The organism is Sorangium sp. So ce836, from assembly GCF_028553905.1.
GTDB lineage: Bacteria > Myxococcota_A > Polyangia > Polyangiales > Polyangiaceae > Sorangium > Sorangium cellulosum_D.
In genome coordinates this window covers 3,692,501-3,716,604 of the sequence record NZ_CP102233.1, presented here as the reverse complement: position 1 = coordinate 3,716,604, position 24,104 = coordinate 3,692,501, and the positions used below count along the sequence as shown (strand labels likewise).

Annotated in this window: 19 protein-coding genes; 9 read left to right on the top strand and 10 right to left on the bottom strand. The window is 72.2% G+C overall.

What is annotated here, in order from left to right:
• Positions 1 to 86: 86 nt before the first annotated feature.
• Together NQZ70_RS13770 and NQZ70_RS13765 are read right to left on the bottom strand one after the other, a co-directional pair.
• Positions 87 to 998, bottom strand: a complete 912-nt coding sequence (locus NQZ70_RS13770; RefSeq protein WP_129574618.1) for a carbohydrate ABC transporter permease — start codon at positions 996 to 998, stop codon at positions 87 to 89.
• Positions 995 to 2,281 (bottom strand): ABC transporter substrate-binding protein, encoded by a 1,287-nt coding sequence (locus NQZ70_RS13765; RefSeq protein ID WP_129574617.1) that lies wholly within the window; start codon positions 2,279 to 2,281, stop codon positions 995 to 997. The genes NQZ70_RS13770 and NQZ70_RS13765 overlap by 4 nt, the downstream gene beginning before the upstream one ends.
• 230 nt (positions 2,282 to 2,511) lie before the next feature.
• On the opposite strand from NQZ70_RS13765, the gene NQZ70_RS13760 reads away from it, so the two are divergent.
• Positions 2,512 to 4,452 carry a DUF4215 domain-containing protein gene (locus NQZ70_RS13760; RefSeq protein WP_129574616.1) on the top strand — a complete coding sequence of 647 codons (1,941 nt, stop codon included), beginning with the start codon at positions 2,512 to 2,514 and terminating at the stop codon, positions 4,450 to 4,452.
• A gap of 37 nt (positions 4,453 to 4,489) precedes the next feature.
• Here the strand turns inward: NQZ70_RS13760 and ribB are convergent, their stop codons facing one another.
• Complete coding sequence (gene ribB / locus NQZ70_RS13755; RefSeq protein ID WP_129581336.1) at positions 4,490 to 5,593, bottom strand: 3,4-dihydroxy-2-butanone-4-phosphate synthase; 1,104 nt, start codon at positions 5,591 to 5,593, stop codon at positions 4,490 to 4,492.
• Positions 5,594 to 5,876: 283 nt separating this feature from the next.
• Positions 5,877 to 6,827 carry an aldo/keto reductase gene (locus tag NQZ70_RS13750; protein WP_129574615.1) on the bottom strand — a complete coding sequence of 317 codons (951 nt, stop codon included), beginning with the start codon at positions 6,825 to 6,827 and terminating at the stop codon, positions 5,877 to 5,879.
• Positions 6,828 to 7,063: 236 nt separating this feature from the next.
• Between NQZ70_RS13750 and NQZ70_RS13745 the strand changes: the two genes are divergently transcribed.
• Positions 7,064 to 7,870: a class I SAM-dependent methyltransferase gene (locus NQZ70_RS13745; protein WP_129574614.1), complete on the top strand. Its 807-nt coding sequence runs from the start codon at positions 7,064 to 7,066 to the stop codon at positions 7,868 to 7,870.
• Between the two features lie 14 nt (positions 7,871 to 7,884).
• On the opposite strand, the gene NQZ70_RS13740 is transcribed toward NQZ70_RS13745, so the two are convergent.
• The gene (locus NQZ70_RS13740) at positions 7,885 to 9,624 is read right to left on the bottom strand and encodes a tannase/feruloyl esterase family alpha/beta hydrolase (RefSeq protein ID WP_237245289.1); all 1,740 of its coding nucleotides are present in this window, start codon (positions 9,622 to 9,624) and stop codon (positions 7,885 to 7,887) included.
• A gap of 231 nt (positions 9,625 to 9,855) precedes the next feature.
• Between NQZ70_RS13740 and NQZ70_RS13735 the strand changes: the two genes are divergently transcribed.
• A complete protein-coding gene (locus NQZ70_RS13735) occupies positions 9,856 to 10,830 on the top strand; it encodes an alpha/beta hydrolase (RefSeq protein ID WP_129574613.1) in 975 nt (324 codons plus the stop codon).
• A gap of 117 nt (positions 10,831 to 10,947) precedes the next feature.
• On the opposite strand, the gene NQZ70_RS13730 is transcribed toward NQZ70_RS13735, so the two are convergent.
• Both NQZ70_RS13730 and NQZ70_RS13725 read right to left on the bottom strand, forming a co-directional pair.
• Positions 10,948 to 11,928: an ABC transporter substrate-binding protein gene (locus NQZ70_RS13730; RefSeq protein ID WP_129574612.1), complete on the bottom strand. Its 981-nt coding sequence runs from the start codon at positions 11,926 to 11,928 to the stop codon at positions 10,948 to 10,950.
• A gap of 283 nt (positions 11,929 to 12,211) precedes the next feature.
• Positions 12,212 to 13,453 carry a methyltransferase gene (locus NQZ70_RS13725; protein ID WP_129574611.1) on the bottom strand — a complete coding sequence of 414 codons (1,242 nt, stop codon included), beginning with the start codon at positions 13,451 to 13,453 and terminating at the stop codon, positions 12,212 to 12,214.
• 186 nt (positions 13,454 to 13,639) lie between these two features.
• Between NQZ70_RS13725 and NQZ70_RS13720 the strand changes: the two genes are divergently transcribed.
• The 5 genes from NQZ70_RS13720 to NQZ70_RS13700 all read left to right on the top strand — a co-directional run bounded on the left by NQZ70_RS13720 (position 13,640) and on the right by NQZ70_RS13700 (position 19,184).
• On the top strand, positions 13,640 to 14,476 hold the full coding sequence (locus NQZ70_RS13720) for a hypothetical protein (protein ID WP_129574610.1): 837 nt from the start codon (positions 13,640 to 13,642) through the stop codon (positions 14,474 to 14,476).
• 239 nt (positions 14,477 to 14,715) lie between these two features.
• Entirely contained in the window at positions 14,716 to 15,174 is a 459-nt protein-coding gene (locus NQZ70_RS13715) for a hypothetical protein (protein WP_237245288.1), read from the top strand.
• A gap of 279 nt (positions 15,175 to 15,453) precedes the next feature.
• Positions 15,454 to 16,959 carry a glutamate-cysteine ligase family protein gene (locus NQZ70_RS13710; protein WP_129574609.1) on the top strand — a complete coding sequence of 502 codons (1,506 nt, stop codon included), beginning with the start codon at positions 15,454 to 15,456 and terminating at the stop codon, positions 16,957 to 16,959.
• A gap of 7 nt (positions 16,960 to 16,966) precedes the next feature.
• Positions 16,967 to 18,352: a hypothetical protein gene (locus NQZ70_RS13705; RefSeq protein WP_129574608.1), complete on the top strand. Its 1,386-nt coding sequence runs from the start codon at positions 16,967 to 16,969 to the stop codon at positions 18,350 to 18,352.
• Positions 18,345 to 19,184 carry a class II glutamine amidotransferase gene (locus NQZ70_RS13700; protein WP_129574607.1) on the top strand — a complete coding sequence of 280 codons (840 nt, stop codon included), beginning with the start codon at positions 18,345 to 18,347 and terminating at the stop codon, positions 19,182 to 19,184. The genes NQZ70_RS13705 and NQZ70_RS13700 overlap by 8 nt, the downstream gene beginning before the upstream one ends.
• Before the next feature lie 45 nt (positions 19,185 to 19,229).
• On the opposite strand, the gene NQZ70_RS13695 is transcribed toward NQZ70_RS13700, so the two are convergent.
• The 3 genes from NQZ70_RS13695 to NQZ70_RS13685 form a co-directional block, all read right to left on the bottom strand.
• Entirely contained in the window at positions 19,230 to 19,604 is a 375-nt protein-coding gene (locus NQZ70_RS13695) for a zf-TFIIB domain-containing protein (protein WP_129574606.1), read from the bottom strand.
• Positions 19,605 to 19,680: 76 nt separating this feature from the next.
• Positions 19,681 to 20,460: an N-acyl homoserine lactonase family protein gene (locus NQZ70_RS13690; RefSeq protein WP_129574605.1), complete on the bottom strand. Its 780-nt coding sequence runs from the start codon at positions 20,458 to 20,460 to the stop codon at positions 19,681 to 19,683.
• Positions 20,461 to 20,529: 69 nt separating this feature from the next.
• Complete coding sequence (locus NQZ70_RS13685) at positions 20,530 to 21,363, bottom strand: DUF1206 domain-containing protein (protein ID WP_165373946.1); 834 nt, start codon at positions 21,361 to 21,363, stop codon at positions 20,530 to 20,532.
• 501 nt (positions 21,364 to 21,864) lie between these two features.
• Here NQZ70_RS13685 and NQZ70_RS13680 point away from each other — a divergent pair.
• Positions 21,865 to 23,607 (top strand): glycosyltransferase family 39 protein, encoded by a 1,743-nt coding sequence (locus tag NQZ70_RS13680; protein WP_129574603.1) that lies wholly within the window; start codon positions 21,865 to 21,867, stop codon positions 23,605 to 23,607.
• Positions 23,608 to 24,104: the final 497 nt, after the last annotated feature.

The following is a 24,104-nucleotide window of genomic DNA, read 5'->3' as shown; positions in this document are numbered from 1 at the left end:
CACCGCGTAGGCCGATGGGCCGCGGCGGCGCCGCCGCGGCCGGCTCCGCGCGGGCGCGCTCACCCGGCTTTGGGCCAGCGTCGCGGTCACGGCTCTTCCCCCAGCTCACGGCCCTGCAGCCGCAGGAAGGTGATGGTGAGCGCGAGGATGATCAGCGTCAGCACGGTGGCGATCGCCGAGCCGTAGCCGACGTCGGTCTTCTCGAAGAAATGGACGTAGGAGTAGTAGGACGGCACGTTCGTCGCGCCTCCTGGGCCGCCCCTGGTGAGCACGAAGATGTGCGGGAACGCCTTGAGCGCCGCGATCGTCGTCCACAGCAGCACCACGAAGATCTCGGGCTTGATCTGCGGGATCGTGACGTGCCAGAAGCGCTGCGCCCACGAGGCCCCGTCGATCTCGGCCGCCTCGTACAGCGAGGGGTCCACGCGCTGGAGCCCGGACATGAAGATCACGAGGGGGAATCCGATCTGGATCCAGACCATGACCCCCATGACGCTCCACAGCGCGGTGGCGGGATCGCCGAGCCAGTCGTGCGCGAGCGCGCCGAGCCCGATCGCGTCCAAGAGGCTGTTCACCGCGCCGTTCTCGGGGGCGAGCAGCCAGCTCCAGACGATGCCCGCGATGACGATCGGCAGGACCTGCGGCAGGTAGATGCAGGCGCGCAGGACGCTGGCGGCGCGCGGGCCGAAGTGCCGGTCGATCAGGTCGGTCAGGGCGGAGGCCAGCACGAGCCCGATCATCGTCGGGAGGATCGCCATCCCGACGATGACCAGGACATTGTGACGGAACGACGCCCAGAACTCGCCGTCCGTCGCCAGCTCCCGGTAGTTGTCCAGCCCCACCCACCTCGGGGTGCCGACGCCGGCCCACTCGGTGAAGCTGGTCCCGAGATTCATCAGGAACGGCGCCCCGATGACCGCGGCGAACAGCAGCAGTCCGGGGATCAGGTAGGGCACGTAGGCGAGCCCGTCACGCCCTGTCGCGCTGCGTGACGTCACCTGGGCAGCCCGCTGTCGTAGCTCTTCTGGATGCCGCCGAGCACCGACTGCGGCGAATCGCCGTTCATGAGCTTCTGGGTGTGCGAGACCCACTGGTCGTAGAAGCCCGGGACCGGCCAGTCCGGGTAGTACGCGAGGCCGCTCGACTGGGCGAGGGAGTTGAAGCCGTCGATGAGCTTCTTGGCCCTGGGCTCGGTGATGGCCGCGCTGTCGGCCGCCACCGGGACGCCGCCGGCGTTGCCGAGGATGTCCTGGATCTTCTTCTTCAGCGTGATGTCGATGAAGTCGTAGGCCAGCTGCTTGTTCTTCGCCCCCGCGGGGACGACCCACAGGTTGCCGCCCGAGCCGAGGGTCATCTTGGCGCCGGGCCACACGAAGGTATCCCAGTCGAATTTGGCCTCCTTGGCCACGCGCCCGAACCACCAGGTCCCGGAGAACATCATCGGGAACTTGCCGCTCATGAAGCCCACCCCGGCGTCCTCGGCCTTGGTGCTGACCGAGCTCTTGGCGATGTAGCCCTTGGTCACCCAGTCGGCGAACGTGGTCGCACCGTGCGTCCAGGCCGGGTCGGTGAAGTCGGTCTTGCCGGTGTAGCGCTGGAACGCGCTCACCCACGGCGGGTCGGCCTTGTCCAGCGCGAGCTGGTAGACGTACTGCTGCGCCATGTACTCGGCGCCGGCGTTGGCCAGCGGGGTGACGCCCTTGGCGACGAACGCGTCCATCGCCTTGGTGAGCTCGTCGAACGTGGTCGGGACCGCGACGTCGTGTTTCTTGAACAGGTCCTTGTTGTAGTAGACCAGCGTGTACTCGGCGTAGTTGGGCACGCCGTACCACTTGTCGCCGCCCATGATGCCCCTGTCGTCGTACTTGGCGACGACCTGCGCGCCCGGGCCGATCCGCTTGTCCCAGCCGCGCTTCGTGGCCTCGGGGGTGAGGTCCTGGAGCAAGCCCTGCTTGGACAGCAGCCCGGCGGTCGCGTTGCCCTTGTTGTACTCCATGACGTCGGGGGCGCTGCTGGAGTTCAGGATCATGGGCGCGGTCTTCTGGATCTGCTCGAAGCCCTTCTCCTCGAGCTTGACCTTCACGCCCGGATGGGTGGCCTCGAACTCCTTGATGGCCTCTTTCCAGGCCACGCCCATGGCGCTGTCGGGAGCCTCGTAGTGCCAGACCCGCAGCTCCTTGCCGCCGGGCTCGCCGCCGCCGCCGCGATCGCACGCGGCCAGCGTCAGCGCCGCTGCGGCGAGCGCGGCGAGCAGCGCTGCGCCCTTGACTCTTCCGATCATAAATTTCCTCCGGGACAAGAAACGGACATCGGCCCTCCTTGTCGAAGCGCTTCGGGTTGCCAGGATGTTTACCCGCATGTTAACGTTAACACAACCGGTTAAGTCAATGAAAATTCGCTGACCACGCGTTCATCGAGGCGGAGCGGTTGCGCCGAAGATGTCATCACGCTGCGCCGTGGAGTCAGGCTTACCCGCGTTATGACGGCTCTCTCTTGCGTTGGAGCAGATGGATGAACGTACGACTCGTTGCAGGTATTTTCGTGCTGGCGCTGTCGGCAGCCGCAGGATGCGGAGACGATGACGGCCAGGGCGGCGCCGGCGGCAATGGCGGCTCCGGCGGCGCTGGCGGTGCCGGCGGCGTCGACGCCACGAGCACCGGAACTGGCACCGGCGGTGGCGGCGGCGCAGAGCCCACCGGCACCGGCGGTGGCGGCGGCGCAGAGCCCACCGGCACCGGCGGCGCCGGCGGCGCAGAGCCCACCGGCACCGGCGGCGCCGGCGGCGCAGAGCCCACCGGCACCGGCGGCGCCGGCGGCGCAGAGCCCACCGGCACCGGCGGCGCCGGCGGCGCAGAGCCCACCGGCACCGGCGGCGCCGGCGGCGCAGAGCCCACCGGCACCGGCGGCGCCGGCGGCGAGCCCACCGGCACCGGCGGCGCCGGCGGCGAGCCCACCGGCACCGGCGGCGCCGGCGGCGAGCCCACCGGCACCGGCGGCGCCGGCGGCGAGCCCACCGGCACCGGCGGCGCCGGCGGCGCAGAGCCCACCGGCACCGGCGGCGCCGGCGGCGCCGGCGGCGCCGGCGGCGCAGAGCCCACCGGCACCGGCGGCGCCGGCGGCGAGCCCACCGGCACCGGCGGCGGGCCGGCGGGCACGCTGTACGAGGCCTGCGCGATGGACGCTGAGTGCACCGAGGGCATCTGCCTCTCCGAGGAGGAATTCGGATATCCGTCTGGGCTCTGCTCGACCCTGTGTGATCCCGCGGCCGAGCCAACGCCGGGCGGAGAGTGCGACGGCGGGGTCTGTCTCGATCTCTTCGAAGGCGAGGGCGCGTGTGTGGCGCTCTGCAGCGCGTCGTCAGAGTGCCGCGACGGGTATGCCTGCGAGGACGTCGGCGGCGGCATCCGGGCCTGCGTCCCGAGGTGCACCTCGAACGCGCAGTGCCCCTCGCGCGGCGTGTGCGACCCCCTGAGCGGCGTCTGCACGCTCGGCGAGACGGATTGCACGAACTACGAGGACGACGACGGGGACGGGTCCTACGACTGCGCGGACACCGACTGCGCCGCGACCTGCACCCCGATCGCCGAGGCCGCCTGCGCGAGCGCGACACCCATCGTCGCGACGACGATCCACGGCGACACGTCGGGGAGCACGAGCGGGCTGGAAGGGACCTGCTTCCTCGGCAACACCGGGCACGGACCGGAAGAGATCCACCTGTTCACGCCGCCCACCGGGCAGTCGGGCATGCTCGTGGTCGAGCTCGAGTCTCCGACCGATCACAGCGTCTACGCCCGCAGCGCGTGCGCGGACATGCGCTCCGAGATCGGCTGCTCCGACGAGAGCTCCCCCTACCACGGTCTGCCCGACGAAGAGCGGATCGAGATCTACGTGCGCGACGGCCAGACCGTGCCGATCGTCGTCGACGCCTACGAGCCGGGGGAGGCCGGTCCCTACACGCTGAACGTCAGCTTCACGCCGATCGTCTGCGGCGACGGGACCGTCGACTCGACCGAGGCGTGCGACGACGGCAACACGACGAGCGGCGATGGATGCTCCGCCACGTGCGCCTACGAGCCCGACGCGCTGTGCGAGGACGCGGCCGAGCTCGTCATCGGCGAGAACGCGGGCAGCACGGCGGCCGGCACGGCGGCGTTCGAAGGCAGCTGCCTCGGATGGGACCTGCCGGAGGCGATCCACAGGTTCACGCCGCCGAGCGACGGCACGCTCACGCTGACGCTGTCCGCCGAGGCCGACCTGGGCTTCTACGTGCGCGAGAGCTGCGCGGACTTCGGCTCCGAGCTCGAGTGCGCCGACGACGGAGGCCGCGGCGACGACGAGACGCTCGCGATCGATGTCACCGGCGGCGAGCCCGTGTTCGTCATCGTCGACACCTACATGCCGATCGGCGGAGGCCCCTACACGCTCACCGTCGCCTTCACCCCCGCTCCCTGAGCGCCCGCGCGCCGTACGACGCGCCCAGCGTGCCCTCTCAGGGCTGCAGGACGGGGACGCCGGAGAGCCCGTCGGCCGCGCGCCCGCGCCGCGGGAGCGGCGCGCCGGGGGCATCGACCGAGACCGGCGGATCGCCGGTCTCGAGGTCGATCTCGCGCTTCGGCGCGGCGGGCCGGGGCGCCCTCGAGTCGAGCAGCGCCACGCGGCGGTATCCGAGCTCCACGAGCTCGCGGGCGGCGACGGCGAGGTCGAGCCCCGCGGTGGGCTCGGCGCCGGGGTCGGCCGAGGGCGGGATGTAGACCACCGCGCCCGCGCCCGCGGCCTCGATGTCCCGCAGGGCGCCGAACAGGTCCGCGTCGCCGAGGAGGTCCGAGACGAGCGCCGCGCGGTGGGTGTACACGACGGCGCGGCCGTCCGCGGGCGGCGGCGCGCCGTGCGTCAGGAGGAGCAGCTGCCGGCCCTGGCGCAGCTGGAACGTGTGCGCCCGCCACTCGCCGCTCAGGCCCGCGGGGTGGAACGGGGCGGTCCGGACGCGCGCGGCGACGTCCTCGCGCTGCACCCGGTGGCGGATGACGTCCCCGATGGTGACGATCGGCAGCCCGTGCCGCGCCCCGAAGCGCGCGAGGTCCCGCCGGCGCGCCATCGTCCCGTCGTCGTTCATGATCTCGCAGATGACGGCCGCCGGGTTCGCCCCGGCGAGCCGCGCGAGGTCGACCGCGCCCTCGGTGTGGCCTTCGCGCTCGAGCACCCCGCCGCGGCGCGCGCGGAGCGGGAAGACGTGCCCCGGCGACACGAGGTCGCGCGGCGACGCGTCCCGGGCGATGGCGGCCGCGACGGTGCGCGCCCGGTCGCGGGCGCTGATGCCGGTCGAGACGCCCTCGCGCGCCTCGATGCTCACCGTGAACGCCGTCGAGCGGCGGGCGCCGGCCCGGGTCGCCATGAGCGGCAGCCCGAGGCGGTCCACCTGCTCCTCCGTGAGCGCCAGGCAGATGAGCCCCCGGCCGTGGGTCGCCATGAAGTTGATGGCCGCCGGCGTCGCGTGCTCCGCCAGGACGACGAGATCGCCCTCGTCCTCGCGCTCCTCGTCGTCCACGAGGATCACCATGCCGCCGGACCGGAGCTGCTCGACGGAAGCCTGCACACGCACCGCTGATGACGAAACTGCCATGGGGCGGCCCGACACGCACGAGGCGTGCCACGGGCCGGCCGCGCTCCTCACCTGCGTCGCCGGCGGTGGTCGGACCGGCAGCCGAAGGCGGGAGGCAGGGCGAATAGTTCCATGATCTCCGCGCTTTCTCGTGTTCAGCGACGCGTCCTTGCAGGGCGAGGTGCTGCTGGAGCAGCAGCGGATGCGCATCGGGTGCTGCTCCAGCAGCGGCTCGCCCCGGGGGGCCTGCGAGGCGCCGGCGCGGCGGGCGGCGCGGTCACGCGCCCGGAGCGGCGGCCGGCGGCGGCGCCAGCCGATCGATCTCGTGCAGGTCGGCGTCGGTCAGCCGGAAGCCCGCGGCGGCGGCGTTCGCGCGCACCTGCTCCGGCGTCGTCGCGCCGGCGATCACGGAGGCCACCGCCGGGCGGCTGGCGAGCCACGAGAAGGCCAGCTCCAGCAGGGTGCGGCCCCGGGACGCCGCGTGGGCGCCGAGCGCGGCGGCGATCTGCCGGTTCCGGTCGGTCAGGAAGCGCGCGGTCAGCGGCGCGTCCGGCGCCGAGAGCCGGGCGCCGGCGGGCGCCGCGCCATCGGCCTGGTACTTCCCGGAGAGAAGCCCGCTCGCCAGCGGGAAATACGGCAAGAACGCGATGCCGCAGCGCTTGCTCTCCGCCAGCACGTCCCGCTCGGGCTCGCGCTGGAGCAGGCTGTACTCGTTCTGGACGCTCACGAAGCGCGCTCCGCCCGGGCGGACCGCCTCCTCGGCGCCGCGGATCTGCGCGGCCGAGAAGTTCGAGCTGCCGATCTCGCGCACCTTGCCGGCGCGCACCAGGGCGTCGAGCGCCTCCAGCGTGTCCTCGATCGGCGTCTCGGGGTCGGGGCGGTGCAGCTGGTAGAGGTCGATCCAGTCGGTGCCCAGCCGGCGCAGGCTGTCCTCCACCGCGCGGCGGACGTAGGCCGGCCGCGCGCCGCCCTTGCGCTCGTCGTCGAGCCGGACGCCGAACTTCGTCGCGATGATCACCGAGCTCCGCCGGCTGCCGAGCGCCCGGCCGAGCAGCTCCTCGCTGCGCGTGCCGCCGTAGACGTCCGCCGTGTCGAAGAAGTTGATGCCGGCGTCGAGCGCCGCGTCGACGACCGCCGCCGTCCTCTGCTCGTCGATGCGGCCGCCGAAGTTGTTGCACCCGAGGCCCACGACCGACACCTCGAGCGATCCGATCCGTCGCTTCTCCATCGGGTCGCGCGATAGCACGGCCTGTGCCGCCGACGGGCGCGCCGGGCGGGGCGGCGGCCCTGGGGCCCGTCGATCGCCGGAGGCTGCTCTGGCCGCGGCGCAACAGCAGGCCAGCAGCCGTGCTCGCCGGGCAGCAGCAGCGGTGGCCGGGAGGCGGCGAACCGGAGGTGAGGTGGTGGGGATGCGCGGACCGCGCGTGGTCGGTAGCCCGGCACGGCTTCTGCCTGGGAGCCCGCATGACCACCAGCATCCGTCTCACGCTCGACACCCCGGAGCTCGCTCAGGCCTACGAGACCGGCAGCCACCGACAGTTCAACCACGGCAAGCTCCTCGTCGCGGCGCTCGGCGTGCGGCGGGGCCAGCGCGTGCTCGACGTGGGCGCGGGGACGGGCCGCCTGGCCGCGTACGTCGCGGAGATCGTCGGCTCCGAAGGCAGCGTGGTGGCGATCGATCCCCTGCCCCTGCGCGTGGACATCGCCCGGCAGAAGACGCGCGACAACCTCGCGACCGCGGTCGGGCGCGCCGAGGACCTCTCCGCCTTCGCCGCGCACAGCTTCGACGTGGTGTACCTGAACAGCGTCCTTCACTGGCTGGACCAGGGCCAGAAGGAGCGCGCGCTGCGCGAGGCGGCGCGCGTGCTCAAGCCGGGCGGCAAGATCGGGTTCAGCACCGGATCGCGGGAGAAGCCGCATCAGCTCGACCCGATCCAGCGCAAGGTGCTGGCGGACCTCGGGAAAGAGGCGCAGGGCACGATCCCGCACAAGCTGACGGTCGACGAGGTCCGGGAGCTGCTCCAGCGCACGGGGTTCATCGTGGACACGGTGGAGATCCGCACCTTCGTCGACCACGCCGCCGACGTCGACGAGATCTTGCGGCAGAGCGGGTCGGGCTCGTTCGGCAACCACCTCTCCCACCTCACCTCCGAGGAGAAGCGCGAGGTGCGCGACCGGCTCGCCAGGGAGCTCGAGGCGTGGCGCACGCCGCAGGGGATTCGCCTCGAGCGGAACCTCATCTTTGCGATCGCCCACACGGCGGGCAACTAGCTCCTACGCGCGGCTCACGGCGCCGCGCACTCGAACGACGCGGCGTCGTTCGGATCTCCCGTCCCGCGATATCTCGCGAAGGTCGGATACCTGCAGAGCGGTCGAGTGCGCCCCGGCACGCCGGCGAGGTCCGTGACGACCTCGTCGTCGCCAGGGTCCTTGCCGGTCTCGACCCACCTCTCGAGCGCGCCGAGGCCGTCCCACGACACGTGGAAGACGGTGCTGGCGGCGTGCTGGAACCCCGGCACCTCGTAGTAGCGCAGCATCGCGTCGGTGGCCCCCGCGCCGAGCGACGCTTGCAACGCCTCCACGTAGCGCTCCGTCGTCCGCGGGCTCGTCAGCATGTCGCCCGTGCCATGAAGCAGCAGGAGCTTCCCGCCCCGCGCGGCGAAGCCGCCCAACTCGGCGTCGCCCACGTCGAGCGCGGACAGCTGCTGCACGCGCGCGGCATAGGGGCCGAACGTCCGCGCGTCGAAGGTCCGGTAGTCGAACGACTGGTCGCCGACGACGACGTGGCGCATGAAGCTGTCGACGAGGGCCGCCGCGAACGAATTGGTGAGCGGATCGACGGGGAAGCTCGGTGCGCGCGAGCCAAGGTCGACGGCCTGCACGTGCGGCTCGAGCGGCGAATCGGTCCCGACGCCCTGTGCAGCCGAGTACACGTTGTAACCAGCGAGCTCGGTGTCGCCGCTCGCGAGCGGCGACGCCAGGCGTACCGGCGCGTCGATGGCCTCGAAGGCCTGAATCTGCGCGTCGGACAGGCACGCGTCGCCGGCGTCCGCACCGCCTTCACACCGCAGCGCCGTCACGTCGAACTGCTCATTGCAGCGCACGACGTCGCCGACCACACCGTCGGCCAGACCATCGAGGGCATCGCATTCGGCCAGCACCGCCTCCCATACGAGCTTGCGCTTCGCCGCGTCCGGGAACGCCCCTGGCGCCGACAACGCCTCCAGCATCGCGGTGAGGCCGAGCATCACATTCGTCACGTTGCGCGCCGGGTACAGCACGAGCGCCCCGTCCCAGTCGGCCGGAGAGCGCGCCGCCGCGAAGAGCGCCTCGCGTCCGCCCGTCGAGCTCCCCACCGCGTAGAAGCGCGCCGCGTCGATCCCGTAATACGCCCGGATGATTTGGCCCGCCACGTCACGCACCTTCTTGGGGGCGTCGGAGAGCCAGTTGCGATAAGCCTCCTCGTTGACGAGCGCGGAGGCGTCCGCGCCGGGCGAGGCGGCCGTCGATTGGTGTCCACCATCGCTCGCGAACACGGCGTACCCGCGCGCGAGCGGCGCCGGTGCGAGCGCGTTGAGCGAGTTGCCCGTGACGTCGGGGATGACGCCGTCGAAGCCGCCGCCACCGAGCCACAGCGCCTTCTCGTTCCACGGAGTCGGCAGGGCTACCGCCAGGAGGATGGGCGGTGCCTTCGGATCGACGGGGAACACCTCTGCGGAGACGAAGCAATGCGCCGGCTCCGTGACCTGCCCGTCGGTGCGCGCTGGGACCTCCACCGCCGACACGACGTTCGCGCCGCTCGTGGGCAAGCCAATCTGAGCCGCCGTCAAGCGCATCCCCGCGAGCCCGGCGCAGCTCCTGGACGGGTCGTTCTCTCCAGGCTGGTCGTCTCCGCATCCCAAGAGCGCGCCCGTTGCCATCCATGCAGCGCACAGCGCATGAATCCCGCGTCCGATCTTCATGCCGTCACTATCGGCCTGGGTCCGATGACCGTCAATGCGCATGCATGGCAATCCGGTTTCCATCCATGAAAACCGAACAGGCGGAGCCGCGTGGCTCGATCGAGCAGTTTTACGAGCACACGCTCGCTGCGCGCGATCGGACCCCGGTGGCGAGCCACATGGGCCTGCGGGTCCTCGTGACCCACAGGTTCGGAAGGTTCGCTGCCCGCACCGGCGCAGGCGCTCCGCGGGCGCCCCCGTCGCCGCTGCGGGCTTCCCGCGCGCCCGGAGATGTAGTACTCAGAAATCACGGACATGGCGCATCTCGCATCCGTCCTCTTGCCGGTCTGCACGACCTTCCGGTACGCGATCGCGCTCGCTCCTGGGGCGCCGGCGGACTACGAGGTCGCCGCCGAGCTCTGCGTGCCGCAGGACAGCCCGCGGGACACGGTGCTGCTCACCGTGCACGGCACCACGTACTCGAGCGTGTACTGGGATTTCCCGTACCAGCCGGAGCGCTACTCGTTCGTGCGCTACGCCAACGCGGCGGGCTACGCCACGCTGAACTTCGACCGCATCGGCACCGGAGACAGCGACCGCCCGCCCTCCCTTCAGGTCACAGCGACCGCGCAGGCTTACGTCCATCATCAGCTCGCGGAGGCGCTCCGGAGCGGCGAGCTCGGGCACGCATGGAGCCGGGTGGTGCTCGTCGGCCACTCGCTGGGATCCATCATTTCGGTCCAGCAGGCCGCGACGTACCACGACGTGGACGGCGTCGTGGTCACGGGGTTCTTGCACACCTACGGCCCGGGCTTGCCGCAGCTGCTCCTGAACGCCCATCCGGCCGCGCTCGACCCGAGCTTCGCGGGCTCCGGCCTCGACCTCGGCTATCTGACGACGCGGCCGGGCACCCGCGGTTCGACGTTCTATTACCTCCCGAACGCGGATCCGGCGGTGATCGCCCTGGACGAAGCGACCAAGGGGCTCGGCACGTCCGGCGAGCTCGCCGAGTTCGCGCTGGTCGGCACCGCGCTCACGAGCCTGCAGGTCGACGCGCCGGTGCTCACCGTCGTGGGACGGCACGACACGATATTCTGCGGGATCGCGCCGTGCGGCACCCTGTTCAGCGGGACCACGCTGGAGCCGGCCGCCTACGCGCCGGCCGCGGAGCTGGAGATCGTCGTCGTGCCCAACGCGGGGCACGATCTGAACCTGCAGATCAACGCGCCAACCGCGTACGCGGCGATCCGCGGCTGGCTCGACGAGCGCTTCCCGCCGCTCGGGAACTAGGGTTCTCGCCCCGCCAGGGGGGAGCGCTCGATCGCCTCTCGGCTCCGGCGGCGCGACGCTCCCGCCCGGGAGCTGCGCCTGCGCGGGCGCGGACCGCAGCGCGCGGCCCGCGCGCGGTCACCCCTTCGCCTTGCCGTTCGCGTCCCACTCCGCCCAGAAGCGCTCCAGGCCGAGGTCCTTCAGCGCCCGGTTCAGGAACCGCCGATCGGTCCAGGGCTCGACGTCGAAGGTGTTCCGGATCAGGCCGAACTTCTTCGAGTCGGCGACCGCCGACTTGTACCGGGCGATGACGTACTCGTCGAGCAGCGGGCTTGCGTTCTGCTTCATGTCCTCGCCCTGCTGCGCTTCCTTGTAGTTCGCGTAGGGCGTGCCCGACTTCGACCACAGCTGGAAGACCTGATTGCGGTTCTTCTCGTCCGCGACCCACGCCGACGACTTCACCGCCAGCGTGATGATGCGCTGCACGATCTCGGGGTGCTCGTTGATGAAGTCCTCCCGCGCGATGATGCCCGAGTTGCTCGGGTAGGTCGGCGAGTCGCCCTTCGTCGTGTACACGATCTTCGCGATGCCCTGATCGCGCAGCGAAAGAAAGTCCGTGCCGCCGAACGCCGCGTCGATGTCCTTCGTGGCCAGCGCCGCCTTCGACGTGGACGTGTCCATGTTGATGGAGCGAATGTCCTTCTCGGTCAGCCCGTGACCCTCGAGGATCCGGTTCGCGGACAGCTGCGTCGCCGTGCCCTTGGCGTAGGCCACCTTCTTGCCGCGCAGATCCTTGACCCCGTTGATCGGCGAGTCGGAGGGCACCACCAGATAGGCGTGGCCGCGCCGGCTGGCGCTGCCCAGGAGCCGCGTCCGGAGGCCGCTCGCCCGGCCCACCACCGAGGGGAGGTGGCCGTGCGTCCAGATGTCGAGCAGGTTGTTCGCCACCGCCTCGTTCACGGCCGGACCGGCGCCGCGGAAGAAGTTCCACTTCACCTCGATGCCGTCCTTCTTGAACTCCTCGGCGAGGCTGCCCTGAAGGTGCAAGAGGGAGAAGAAGCTGCCCCCCGTGACGGGGCGATTGCCCACGCCCACGCCCGGCACGCCGACGCGGATCACACTGGGCCCAGCAGCACGGGCCCTGCCTGCGAGGAGCGCTCCGGACACCGCCGCCGCTGCGCCCCCCAAGAACTGACGTCTATCCATGGCACGCCGATGTGCACCGGACATGCCATTCGCCGGTTATCCCTGAAATCAGCGCTCCTGCGCGCCACGCTGCTTCCAGGGGAGCACCCGATCCGCAACGATGCTGGCGGGCGGTCCATCGCGCGGGCCGGCCAGGGAGCCGCGCCCGGCCGCGGGCGCCCCGCTCGCCGCTCGCCGCCGGCCAGGCGCCGCGGCCTCAGCCGCCGAGCCCTCCCGGCCGCGCGCTCGCGAAGACGGCGACGTTCCGCGGCGTCACCTCGGGGTCGAAGACGATCGCCGCCTCGACCTCGTGCCCCTGCTCGCCGAGGGCCATCGCGCGGTCGAGCGAGACCGCGACCTCGGTGAGGCGGGCCAGGAGAGAGCGCGGCAGCGTGAGCCGGCGCATCCGGCCGAACGCCGCGCGCGCCGCGCGCTCGCGCTCGCGGAGCTCGGCGTCGGTCGCCGGCGGGAGGCCCCGCAGCGCGAGCGCCCGCGCCGCGAGCTCGCGCAGCCCGCCGTGCGCGCGCCGCCGGTTGATCCCGCGCATCTCCTCGCCGAGGGCGACGTCGAGCCCGCGGCCGCGGAGCAGCGAGAGCAGCGCGTGCCGCCGCTCGCGCGCCGCGAGCTCCTCGTCCAGGCTGGCCTCGACCCCCGCGCGCCGCGCCGTGAGGTTGGTGAGGCCCAGCGCCTCGCGCCGGAGGACCAGCCCCGCCGCCCTCGCCGCCGCCGACAGCGGGGCGCGCGCCGGCGCGCCGATCTTCTGCAAGCAGCACGAGACGAGCGCGAGGTCGCAGCGCGCCGCCGCCGCCGCGATCACCATGCGATCCCCGAGCTCCCCGCACGCGTGCAGGCCGACCGGCAGGTCGTCCGGCGCGAACGCGAGCGCCTCCTGGAAGGCGTCGAACGCGACGAAGCGGGCCCGGCCGCCGGCGGCCAGCGCCGAGGCCGTCGCGACGCGGTCGGGCTCGCGCTCGAGGCCGAGCGCGTCGCGGTCGAAGCGCGCGGCGGCGAGGCGGGTGAAGTGCCCGTGCCCCGCGCCCACGTCGACGAGGCGGCGGGCGCGGGCGGCCATGGGCGCCACCGCGCCGAGCAGCGCCTCGAGCTGGAGCCGCTTGCGCGCCGGCACCGCCCGGAGCTCGTCCAGCGACGCCGGCGGGAGCGGCTGGACCGGCCGCCGCGGCAGCCTCGCGGCCTCGTCCGCGGCGCGCGCCAGGGCCGCGAGGCTCGCCGGCGCGCCGCCGAGCCCGGCGATGCACGCGGCGAGCCCGTCGCCCTCGCAGCGGGCGAGATCGGCGTCCGTGAGCGAGAGGAGGAAGCCCGTCCAGCCCCGCGCCTCGCACCAGGCCGGCGGCGCGCCCTCGTCGACGCGCGCCCCGACGATGTCGAGCGCCGGCACGAGCACCTCGAGGGCGCGCGCGAGGCGCTGGGCGACGGTGGGCGGCCTGGGCGACGGGAGCATGCGCGAACCGGAGCGGGGCGAGCAGTACCGGATCCGCGCGGCGAGGGCGAGGGCAGGCCGAACCCCTACGAGGACATCGGCGTGAAGAAGGGGCGGGACTGATCCCGCCCGGCCGAGCGCGCGGCCGGAGCCATCCGGCGGGCGCGGGCTCTCCTGCCCGGCGGCGCATGGTAGCGTGGGAGCGCCATGCGCCTGCTCGCCCTCGCGTCTCTCTGCCTCTGGACGTGCGGTTGCGCTCCAGCCCTCTCGACGTTCCAGCCGGCCCACGTGGCCGACAAGGGCCATGTCCAGGCCGAGCTCGGGCTCGACGTCTCGATTCCGACCGGCACCATCGCCTCGCTCATCGACGCCGGCGTCGTGCTGGCGGACGTCGCGGAGTCCCGGGAGCTGTCCGAGCGCGAGCGGCAGACGCTCTTCGAGGCGGGCGGCGCGCTCACGCTGAACCCGCCCTCGGTGACGCCGCACCTCGGGATCGGCTACACCGCGCTCGACCGCTGGGAGCTGAACCTCCGCTATACCGGCAGCGCGCTTCGCCTGGGCACCCGCTACCAGCCCCTGAAGCGCGACAAGGACGGCGTCGACCTGACGGTCGGCGCCGGCGTCGGGCGTTACGTCTTCGGGCTTCCTGTCGCGAGCGTCCTCGGCATCGTGGAGCTCGAGGACTTCACGCGGTGGCAGATCGATCTGCCGATCCAGGTCGGGACGGCGGGCACGTGGTACCGGGTCTGGGGCGGCCCTCGCCTCATGCTCACGACGTTCGACGCCGCCCTCACCGCGGACCTGCCCGCCTTCACCGGATACCCGGGCGAGCGCGAGATCGCCGCGCTCTCCGGCGTCGGGCTGTACCTGGGCGGTCAGGCCGGCGTCGCGTTCGGCTACAAGCACGTGTTCCTGGGCATCGAGCTCACGCTCGCGGAGATCTTCACGGGCGGCGAGCTCTCCGTGCTCGGGGAGCGGGTGGTCGCGGTGGATCTCGACAGCTTCATCATTTACCCGGCGGTGGGGCTGATGGTTGAGTTCTAGTCGGCGCTCCAATGTCGCAATCACCCCTCCTGACGCCGCGGACAGGGGGGCGCGCGCGTTCGTCAGGGTGGCTAGCCTCGTCCTGCGCGATCGCATCGACGCGCATTTCCGGGCGCGGCGTCGACGCGACGCTGAAGCACCTCGATCCGAGCTATCAACTCCGCGGCGTCCCCGCGTCCCCCTCGGACAGCGTGTTTTGCTGGAACGGCGCGCGACGCGCTCGTGGCATGATGGCCCGCATGAACATCTCGTCGCTCTCGCGCCCGCTCGTGCTCGTCGTCGGTCTCGCCGGTCTCGCCGGCTGTCACAAGGAGGCCCCGGCGCAGGCCCCGCCGCCGGTCGACGCCGCGCCTCGGATGCAGGACCCCGCCGCCGGGACCGGCGCCCCGGCGGGCGACGGCAGCAGCGCCGCGCCGGGCGACGGCAGCAGCGCGGCGACGACCGAGCCCCGGTGCGAGGCGGACGCCGACTGTGTGGTCTCCTGCGCGCGGGTCGGACAGTGCTGCGACCAGCTGTGCCCGCCGTGCGACCAAGCGTACCACCGCGATGCGCTCGCCGCGCTCCAGCAGTGGCGCGCCGAGCGCTGCGCGGCCGAGAGCTGCCCGGTCGCCAAGTGCATGGCGCCGAAGGAGGACTCGGTCGCCCGCTGCAAGGCGGGGCAATGCGTGGTCGAGCGCGTGCCGCACGTCGACCGGTGATCCGCCGCCCGCGCGATCGCCGCTGAACGGCGCGGCCGAGCAGCGCCTCGCGGTGCGTTTCGCCACAGACCGCACCTGCGCCACACCGATCGAGCTCGACGCCATCGGACAGCCCATCTCCGGCGTCCTTCACGCCGAGATCGCCAGCGCCTGGCCCTGCGCTTGCATTGCGTGGGGTCCGGGAACATCGCGATCCCGGCGGCGGACGTCTCTCCAGCCCACGGCTGGAACGTGGAGAATCGTGGATCGGCTCTCGCCGAGGTCGCAGCGGGAGGTCCCTTGGGCATCGAGATCCAGCAAGACCATTTCAAGACCGTCGATTACGGGCTCTTCAAGGCGCGCCTCCAGCAGAACCTCACCGCGCTCGAGATGGTGCTCAGCCGGCCGGGGTTCGGCCTCGGCGACGCGACGATCGGCGCGGAGCTCGAGCTGTTCCTCGTCGACCGGGAGGCGCGCCCCGTGCCGCTCGGGCCCGAGATCGCGCGCGCGGCGGCGAGCCCGATGATCACGCCGGAGATGGGCGCCTTCGACATCGAGCTCAGCACGCAGGCGGTGCCGCTCGCCGGCCGGCCGCTGTCGGCCCTGCGCGAGCAGATGCGCGCGACCGTCGAGGCGATCCGCGCGCGCGCCGCGGCGCGGGGGGCGCGCGTGGTCCCGGTCAGCATCCTGCCGACCTTCCGGCGGCAGGACTTCAGCCCCGCGACGATCACGAACCTGCCCCGGTACCGCGCGCTCGCCGCGGGGCTCTGCCGGCTGCGCAAGGCGCCGTTCCACATCCGGATCGACGGCGCCGAGCCGCTCGAGCTGATGTCGGACGATCCCGCGATGGAGGCGGCGAACACGGCCTTTCAGGTCCACCTCCGGGCCTCGCCCGACGCGTTCGCGCGGCTGTTCAACGCGGCCATGATGATGACCGCGCCCGTCCTCGCGGCCGCGGGCAACTCTCCCACCTTCCTCGGACACCGGCTGTGGCACGAGACGCGGGTGGCGGTGTTCAAGCAGGCCGGCGACGACCGCCCGCCGGAGACCGAGACGGACTGGAAGAAGCCCGCCCGCATCGGCTTCGGGACCGGCTGGGTGCGCGACGGCGCGGCGGAGCTCTTCATGGAGAGCGTCGCGCTGCACGAGCCCATCCTCCCCGTGTGCAGCGACGAGGACGTCATCGCGTGCGCGCGGGCCGGCGGCGTGCCCCAGCTGCACGAGCTCCGCCTGCACCACGGCACCGTCTGGAAGTGGAATCGACCGGTGTACGACCCGGCCGGCGGCGGTCACCTGCGCATCGAGCTGCGCGCCATGCCGTCCGGGCCCACGCTCGACGACATGCTCGCGAACGGGTGCTTCCTGCTCGGGGGCATCCTCGCCCTCGCGCCGACCGTCGGAGAGCTCCTGCCGTCGTTCCCCTTCGGGCTCGCCGCGCGGAACTTCTACCACGCCGCGCAGCACGGCCTCGACGCCGAGCTGGTCTGGCCGGAGGGGCCGGGCGCCGCGCCGAAGGGCGTCCGCGCGCGCGATCTCCTCCTCTCGCTCCTGCCGCGGGTCGAGGAGGGCCTCGTGACCGCGGGGGTCGACGGCGCGGAGGCCCGCCGCTACCTGCAGATCTTCGAGGCGCGGGTCGCCAGGGGCGTCACCGGGGCCGTGTGGCAGCTCCGCGCGCTTTCGGCCCTGGAGCCGCGCGCGCCGTCGCGCGAGGAGGCGCTCCGGCGGATGCTCGAGCGGTACATGGCCGAGGTCGACTCCGGCAACCCCGTGCACGCCTGGGCGCTCCCGGGCGCCGGCTCGACGTGAGGTCGCCATGAGCCGGGACGCCACGAGCTCGCTCGCAGCGCAGATCGACGCGCGGCTCTCCGCGCCGGGGGCGATGGACGCGGCGCGGTTCGCGTCGTTCCTCGAGGGCCAGCGGAGGCTCGGGCTCACGCACGGCGACCGCGCGCTGTGCCGCCACCTCAGGCCCTACCTCATCGCGGAGCAGGACTACGCCGCGGTCGCGCGCGCCGCCGAGCGGATCGCCGCCGCGCTCGAGCGCGTCGCGCGGCGGGCGCTCGTCGACGCCGCCCTCGCCGAGGAGCTGGGGCTCTCCGCGGACGAGCGCGCCCTCGCGGCCCTCGATCCGGGCGAGGGGCCGTTCCTCACGGTCGGCCGGCTCGACATGCTCGTCGCCGAGGGCGGCTTCTCGTTCATCGAATACAACGCCGACTCCCCCGCTGGCATCACCGACCAGCTCCTCATCGAGCGGACGTTGATGGATCTCCCCCACCTCTCGCCGCTCCGGGGCCTGCAAGGCGTGCGCACGCCCGCGCCGCACCGGGCGCTCCTGCGCGCCCTGCGCGAGGGGTACGCCGCGTGGGGCGGGCGCGAGCCGAGGCCCACGATCGCCATCGTCGACTGGAAGGCCGCCGACACCTTGGCCGAGTTCAAGGCGCTCTCCGACCTGTTCTCGGCCGAGGGGCACCGGACGCGGATCCTCGACCCGGACGAGCTAGAGCGCGACGGAGACCGCCTCTCGGCCGGCGGGGAGCCGATCGATCTCGTCTACCGGCGCGTCATCACGCAGGAGCTCGTCGCGCGGCGCGGCGTGGATCACCCGCTCATCCGCGCCTACCGCGACCGCGCGGCGTACGTGGCGAACTCGTTCCGGACCAAGCCGCTCAACAAGAAGGCGGCGTTCGCGGTGCTGAGCGCCCCCGAGTTCGCCGATCTGTTCTCGCCCGAGCAGCGCGCGGCCATCGCGGAGCACATCCCCTGGACGCGCCGGGTGCGGGCGGGCCGGACCTCGTGGCGCGGGCGCGACGTGGACCTCCTCGAGCTCATCGCCGCCGAGCAGGAGAGCTTCGTGCTGAAGCCGAACGACGATTACGGGGGCAAAGGCGTGCTGCTCGGGTGGCAGACGCCTGCGGACGCGTGGAGAGCGGCTGTCCGCGACGCCGAGGCGCAGCGCGCGATCGTGCAGGAGCGCGGCCGCGCGCGCACGGCGCGCATGCCGACGTTCCGCGACGGCGGCGTGGTCGAGGAGGACGTCTACTTCGACCTTGGCCCCTTCGTGTTCGCCGGCCGCATGGAGGGCGCCATGGTGCGGCTCTCGGCCTCCGCGCTGAGCAACGTGTCCGCGGGCGGCGGGGTCACCGGGCTCATGATCGTTGACGATGCGCGTTTGAAACGAGAGGATATTCGCCATGTGTGAGCTCCTTGGCACGGTCTCGAACGTGCCGACGGACATCGTGTTCTCGTTCACGGGGCTCGCGCTCCGCGGCGGGCAGACGGGGCCGCACGCGGACGGCTGGGGCGTATCGCTCTATGATGGGCTCTTCGCGCGGACGTTCCTCGAGCCTCACCCGGCGTTCTCGAGCCCGCTCGCGCGGTTCATCCGCGAGAACCCGATCCACACGGCCCTCGCCATCGCGCACGTGCGCAAGATGACGCGCGGCGGGGCGGCCTTGAAGAACACGCACCCTTTCATGCGGGTGCTCCACCGGCGGCACATCGTGTTCGCCCACAACGGCACCTTGCCCAACGTCCGGGATCGGCAGCTCCGCCTCGAGACGCCCATCGGGGACACCGACAGCGAGCATGCCTTCTGCGTCATCCTCGAGGAGCTCCGGGCCGCCTACGGCGCGCAGTACCCGAGCGACGGGCGGGAGCTGGGGAAGATGCTCTACGAGCTGGGAAACGAGCTCGGCAGCGACGGCGTGTTCAACTTCCTGCTCGCGGACGGCGAGCACCTGTTCGCCCGCTGCGGCGACCACCTGTCCTGCATCCTCCGCCGCGCCCCGTTCGGCGAGGCCACGCTCGTGGACGCCGACCTCAAGGTGAATTTCAACGATGTCCACGGCCTCGGGCCCGACGCGCGCATGGCCGTGGTGGCCACCGAGCCGCTCACGCGCGACGAGCTCTGGAGCAAGGCGACGCCCGGCACGCTCTGGGTCTTCCGCGCCGGCGAGCTCGTGGCGACCTACCCCGAGGCCGCGGCGCGGGGCTCGAGCGCGGAGATCGCCGAGCCCGGCCCGCCGGGCTGAGGCGCCGTGTCCGCGGCGCGACGTCAGCCGCGCGGCCGCGCGCCGTCAGCTGCGCGGCCGCGCGAACAGGCCGCGGAAGAAGTCGCCCACCGTGTGCTCCTTGTAGTCGCGGAACTCGCCGGCATCGAAGTAGACGCCGCCGCACACGCTACAGCTCTCGTACCAGATGTGCGGCTGCTGCGGGTCGACCATGCGCACCATCGGCGTCGTGCAGCGGGGGCACGGCACGCGCCGGATCTGGTTGTTCTTCCGCCCGACCGCGGGGTCGCCGGTGTCGATCTGCTGCGAGCCGTCCATCGCCTTGAGCGACTCCTTCTCACGGCTGTCGAACCAGATTCCGCCGCACGCGGTGCATCGGTCGACATCGATCCCGCCGAAGGTGACGACATCCATCGAGGCGGTGCATTTCGGGCAGTTCACGTCGCGCTCCAGTGCGGCCGGCGCCGCGGTCGGACGCGATGCTATCAGACGAGCCGGATCGCGGGAAGCGCCGGCGTCACGTGTAGCACGCCGGCGCGAGCCGCAGCGCCTGGACGAGCGCCGGATCGTGGCCGAGGAGGAGCGCGCCGCGGCGCTCTCGCGCGATCTGCTTGAGGCGGCGGATGCTGGCGAGCGCGGCCTCGTCGTCCACGCTGTCGCCGGGGAGGATCTCCTCGGTGAAGTTCTCGGCGAGGTCGCCCGCGTCGCCGACGAGGACGACGGTGCCGGTGTCCCTCAGCTCGACCACCACGGACTGATGGCCGGGCGTGTGCCCGCGCGTCAGCACGACCTCCACGCCCGGCATCGCCTCCCAGTCTCCCTCGACGAGGTCCCAGCGCAGGCCGGGCAGGTCGTAGTCGCGCTCGAACCAGGCGGGCCCGTGGTCCGGGCCGAAGGCATAGGCGTGCTCTCGCCGCTGCACGGAGACGCGCGCGTCCTGGAACATCGCGAGGTTCCCGGCGTGGTCCAGGTGCATGTGCGTGAGGATGACGTGGTTCACGTCGGCGGGGCGCACCCCGATCCGGTCGAGCTGACAGGCGAGCTCGTGCTCCGGGAGGATGACCGGCGGGCGAATCCCCTGCTTCGTATAGTGCTCTTCGCGGAGCGCCGGGTCGTGGACGATCGCGCTGTTCAGCCCCGTATCGACGAGCACGAGCCCCCGCGCGGTCTCGAGCAGATAGGCCGACACCGGCTCGGCGAGGATGAAGCGCCCCCCGCGATCGCGCGTCGAGACCGTCTTCTCGAGGATCTCGTACCCACAGAGCAGGACGTAGAGCCTGGAGACCTCGGTGGTCATGGCGCGATCTCCCTCGCGGCGCCGGCTCGTGAGCGGGCCTGTTCAGCCCGGCCGAGCCGCGCGCCCGCGTCATGCGGCGGGGTGTGCCAGCTTCGAGTACTTCGTGCAAAAGAACATGTACACGCCGTAGGCGCACAGGCCGGCGGCGACGAGCACGAGCAGCATGGGCCCGAAGGGCGACGCGGCCACGGTCGAGAGCGCCTCGCCGACGCCCTTCGATTGCCCCGGATCATGGGCGATCGCGGCCTTGATCAGCGCCGCGCCGATGATCCCGAAGACCACCCCGCGGGAGACGAGCCCGACCCGGGCCATGCGGAAGACCCACGTGCGCTCGGGGGGACTCATGCCTTGCGTGCTGAGGTCCCGCGCGAAGCGGGATTTCATCGCCTTGCGGAGCTGCTGGACGGCGACGGCGATCACCACGAGCCCCGCGATGCCGACCAGCACGCCCCCGAACGGCTGCTCCATCACCTTGCCGACCCAGGTCCGAGACCCGTCGCCGCCGCCGCCGCGGCCGAGCGCGAGCTGGAAGGCCGTGATCGCGAGGCCCGCCGAGATCGCGCCGCTCACGGCCCAGCCCACGCGCTCGGCCTTCCCCTTCGCGTCGCGGCCCACGTGGCCCGGGTCCTTGAGCGCGAGGACCTCGCGCCACAGCGCATATCCGACGAGCCCGATCCCCACGACGATCAGCAGCGCTTGCCCGAACGGCTGTTCGCCGAGGACCCCGACCGCCTCGTGCCCGCCGGCGGTGCGCCCGCCGGCGCCGAAGGCTGCCTGGAGCGAGAGGGCGCCGATCAGCACATAGACGAGCCCCTTGGCCGCAAATCCCAACCTGGCCAGGGTGCGCACCCAGCCGTTATTTTCAGGCTCGGCGAACATGTCTTTCCTCACCGGAATTTCCATGGCTTCAGCTCTCCTGGGCGAACCTGGTGCAGCGGGCATGCCACCGGGCGAGCAGGGCCCTTCGAGCGCTGGTGCGGGGTGCGTCGTGCGGTGTGGGGCGGGCCGCCACGCCTTGGCTCCAGAGTGCCTCACACCCTCGCCGAGCGTCGGTAACGTGCTTCGCCGCGCGCCGAGGCATCGCGCAGCGGGCGCGGCGGTCCTGGGCGGGCCCTGGGAGACGAGGGCGGGTGAGCGCACACGCGCTCTCTGGATCGCGGGGATTTTCGGCGGGAAACCGGAGCGCTGGATGGAGGGGAGTCCTCTGGCAGCCTGCAAACGAGCCTGCGTCCACCCTCGTCCGCGCTGGATCTGCGGCGGCCCACGCCGCGTGGTAGAGCATTGACACCCCGTTGCCGTTTGGGGTCTTCTCGCGCGCGATCTCTTGCCGCGCGGGCCGCCCTGGCCCTCCGAGCGGGCCGCGCCGGCCCTCTGTCGCCCCTGCTTCAGCCGTTCGGCCCCTCGATGACCCAGACCTCCCCTGACGTAGCGCCCGAGCCCGCGCCTGACGAGCCGCAGCGCGCTGGCACGCCCACGGCGCTGGCCGCCCCAACGCCTTGGGGCGCGCGCGCCGAAAGCCTCCGTGCGCGCGTCCTGCCGTGGCTCGAGCGCCTCCCGCGCTTCGCCGTCGTGTTCCTGCGCGTGGTCGTCGCGCTGGCTGCGGCGGGTGCGATCGGCACCTACCTCGTGCTCGGGATCATCCACCTTCGCTTTCCGTTCGAGATCGAGTGGATGGAGGGCGGCCTCGTGGACGAGGTCCGCCGCGCGCTCGCCGGGCAGAAGCTCTACGTCAAGCCCACGGTCGAGTACGTCCCTTTCCTGTACGCGCCGCTCTATTTCTATGTTGCGGCCGCGTTCTCGAAGGTGCTCGGCGTCGGCTTCTTCTCGGCGCGGCTTGTCTCGTACCTCGCCTCGATCGCGGGGATCGCGCTCATCGCGCGCATCGTCCACCGCGAGACCGGCGGCAAGCACGTCGCCCTGCTCGCGGCCGGCGTCTACGCTGCCGCGTACCCGCTCTCCGCCGGCTTCTTCGACATCGCGCGGGTCGATTCGCTGTTCGTGCTGCTGCTGCTCGCGGCGCTCTACGTCGCGCGGTTCGGCCGCTCCACGAGCTCTGCCGTGGCCGCCGCGGCGCTCTTCACGCTGGCCCTGCTCACCAAGCAGTCGGCGTCGGTCATCTTCGTCCCGGTCGCGGCGTACCTCGTCCTCACCGAGTGGAGGCGCGGCCTCGTCTTCGCTGCGTCTGGCGCTGCGATGATGGTCGGCAGCGTCGTCGTGCTCGACCGCATCCACGACGGCTGGTTCTGGTGGTTCGTCTTCTGGCTCCCGCGGCAGCACCCCTGGGTGGAGCGGATGTGGGTCGATTTCTGGCTCGAGGATCTGATGCGGCCGCTCTCGGTGAGCTGCCTCCTCGCGCTCTTTTATGTGATGGTCGATCGCCGGGTCTTCACCTCGGGCGACGCGCGCGCGGCGGCACCTGGCGACGCTCGTCGCGATGCGGAGCCGGCGGCCCACGGCTCGGCCTTCGCCCTCTCCTTCCGCAGCGGCCGGTACTTCTATCTCTTTGCGGCCGCGGGGATGCTCGGCGCTTCCTGGGCGGGGCGGCTCCATGCGGGCGGCTGGCCCAACGTCATCATGCCGGGCTTCGCGATCCTCGCGATCCTCTTCGGCCTGGGGGTCCACGCTGCGATCGTCGCCGCAGCCGAGCTCTCGGAGCCCCGGCGGCACCGCGTCGAGGCGTTCCTCCTCGTGCTCGCGGCCGTCCAGTTCGCCTGTCTTGCTTACGACCCTTCTCGTTATGCTCCGAAGTCCCTGGATGCAAAGGCGGGAGAGCACCTGCTCGACAAGATCCGCCAGGTCGAGGGCGAGGTCTTCATCCCTGCGCATGGCCACCTCGCGACGCTCGCGGGCAAGCGCTCTTACGCCCACGAGATGGCGATCGCGGACATCCTCGGGATCAAAGGCGGCCCCGCGGGCGCCGATCTTCGCGCCGACATCGAGAAGGCGATCTTGCAGAAGCGGTTCGGCGCGATCTTCTCGGATACCGACTTCTTCAAGAAGGAGATCCAGCAGGCCTATCGCCAGGAGGGCAAGGTCTTCGAGGACAAGAAGGTGTTCTGGCCCGTGACCGGCTTCCGCGTCCGCCCCGAGCGCATCTACGTGCCCAAGAGCAGCGGTTCCGCAGGCCCGAGCCTCCCAAGGCGGTAGGTCCGCCCCTCCCAGGGCGGCACACCCGACCCTCCCAAGGCGGCACACCCGACCCTCTCAAGGCGGTAGGCCCGAGGCGAGGGTGTTCGTCGCGCGGCGCGGGGAGGGCCGATGTCTGAGCCTGAGACTTTTGTCCTCCGGCTCCGCCGGAGGACAAAAGTCTCAGGCGAGTTCGGCGGGGCCCCCGCGCCGCGCGACGAACACCCTCGCCTCGGGCCGGGGGGACTCGGAACCATCTCCAGAAAAGTCTCAGGCGAGTTCGGCGGGGTCCCCGTCGCCGCGCGACGAACACCCTCGCCTCGGGCCGGGGGGTTCGGAACCATCTCCAGCCCGGCCCGCTCGCCGCAGGCCGAGCAGCTCAGAACCACCTCCAGTCCGCGGACCCGGGATGGAACAAAGCAGAAAAGCCCGCATGACGTTCGCCATGCGGGCTCTAGAATCTCGAAGCGTCTCGTCTCGCTGCGTTGCGCTGCTCACACCCGAGCTCCGGGCGCGAT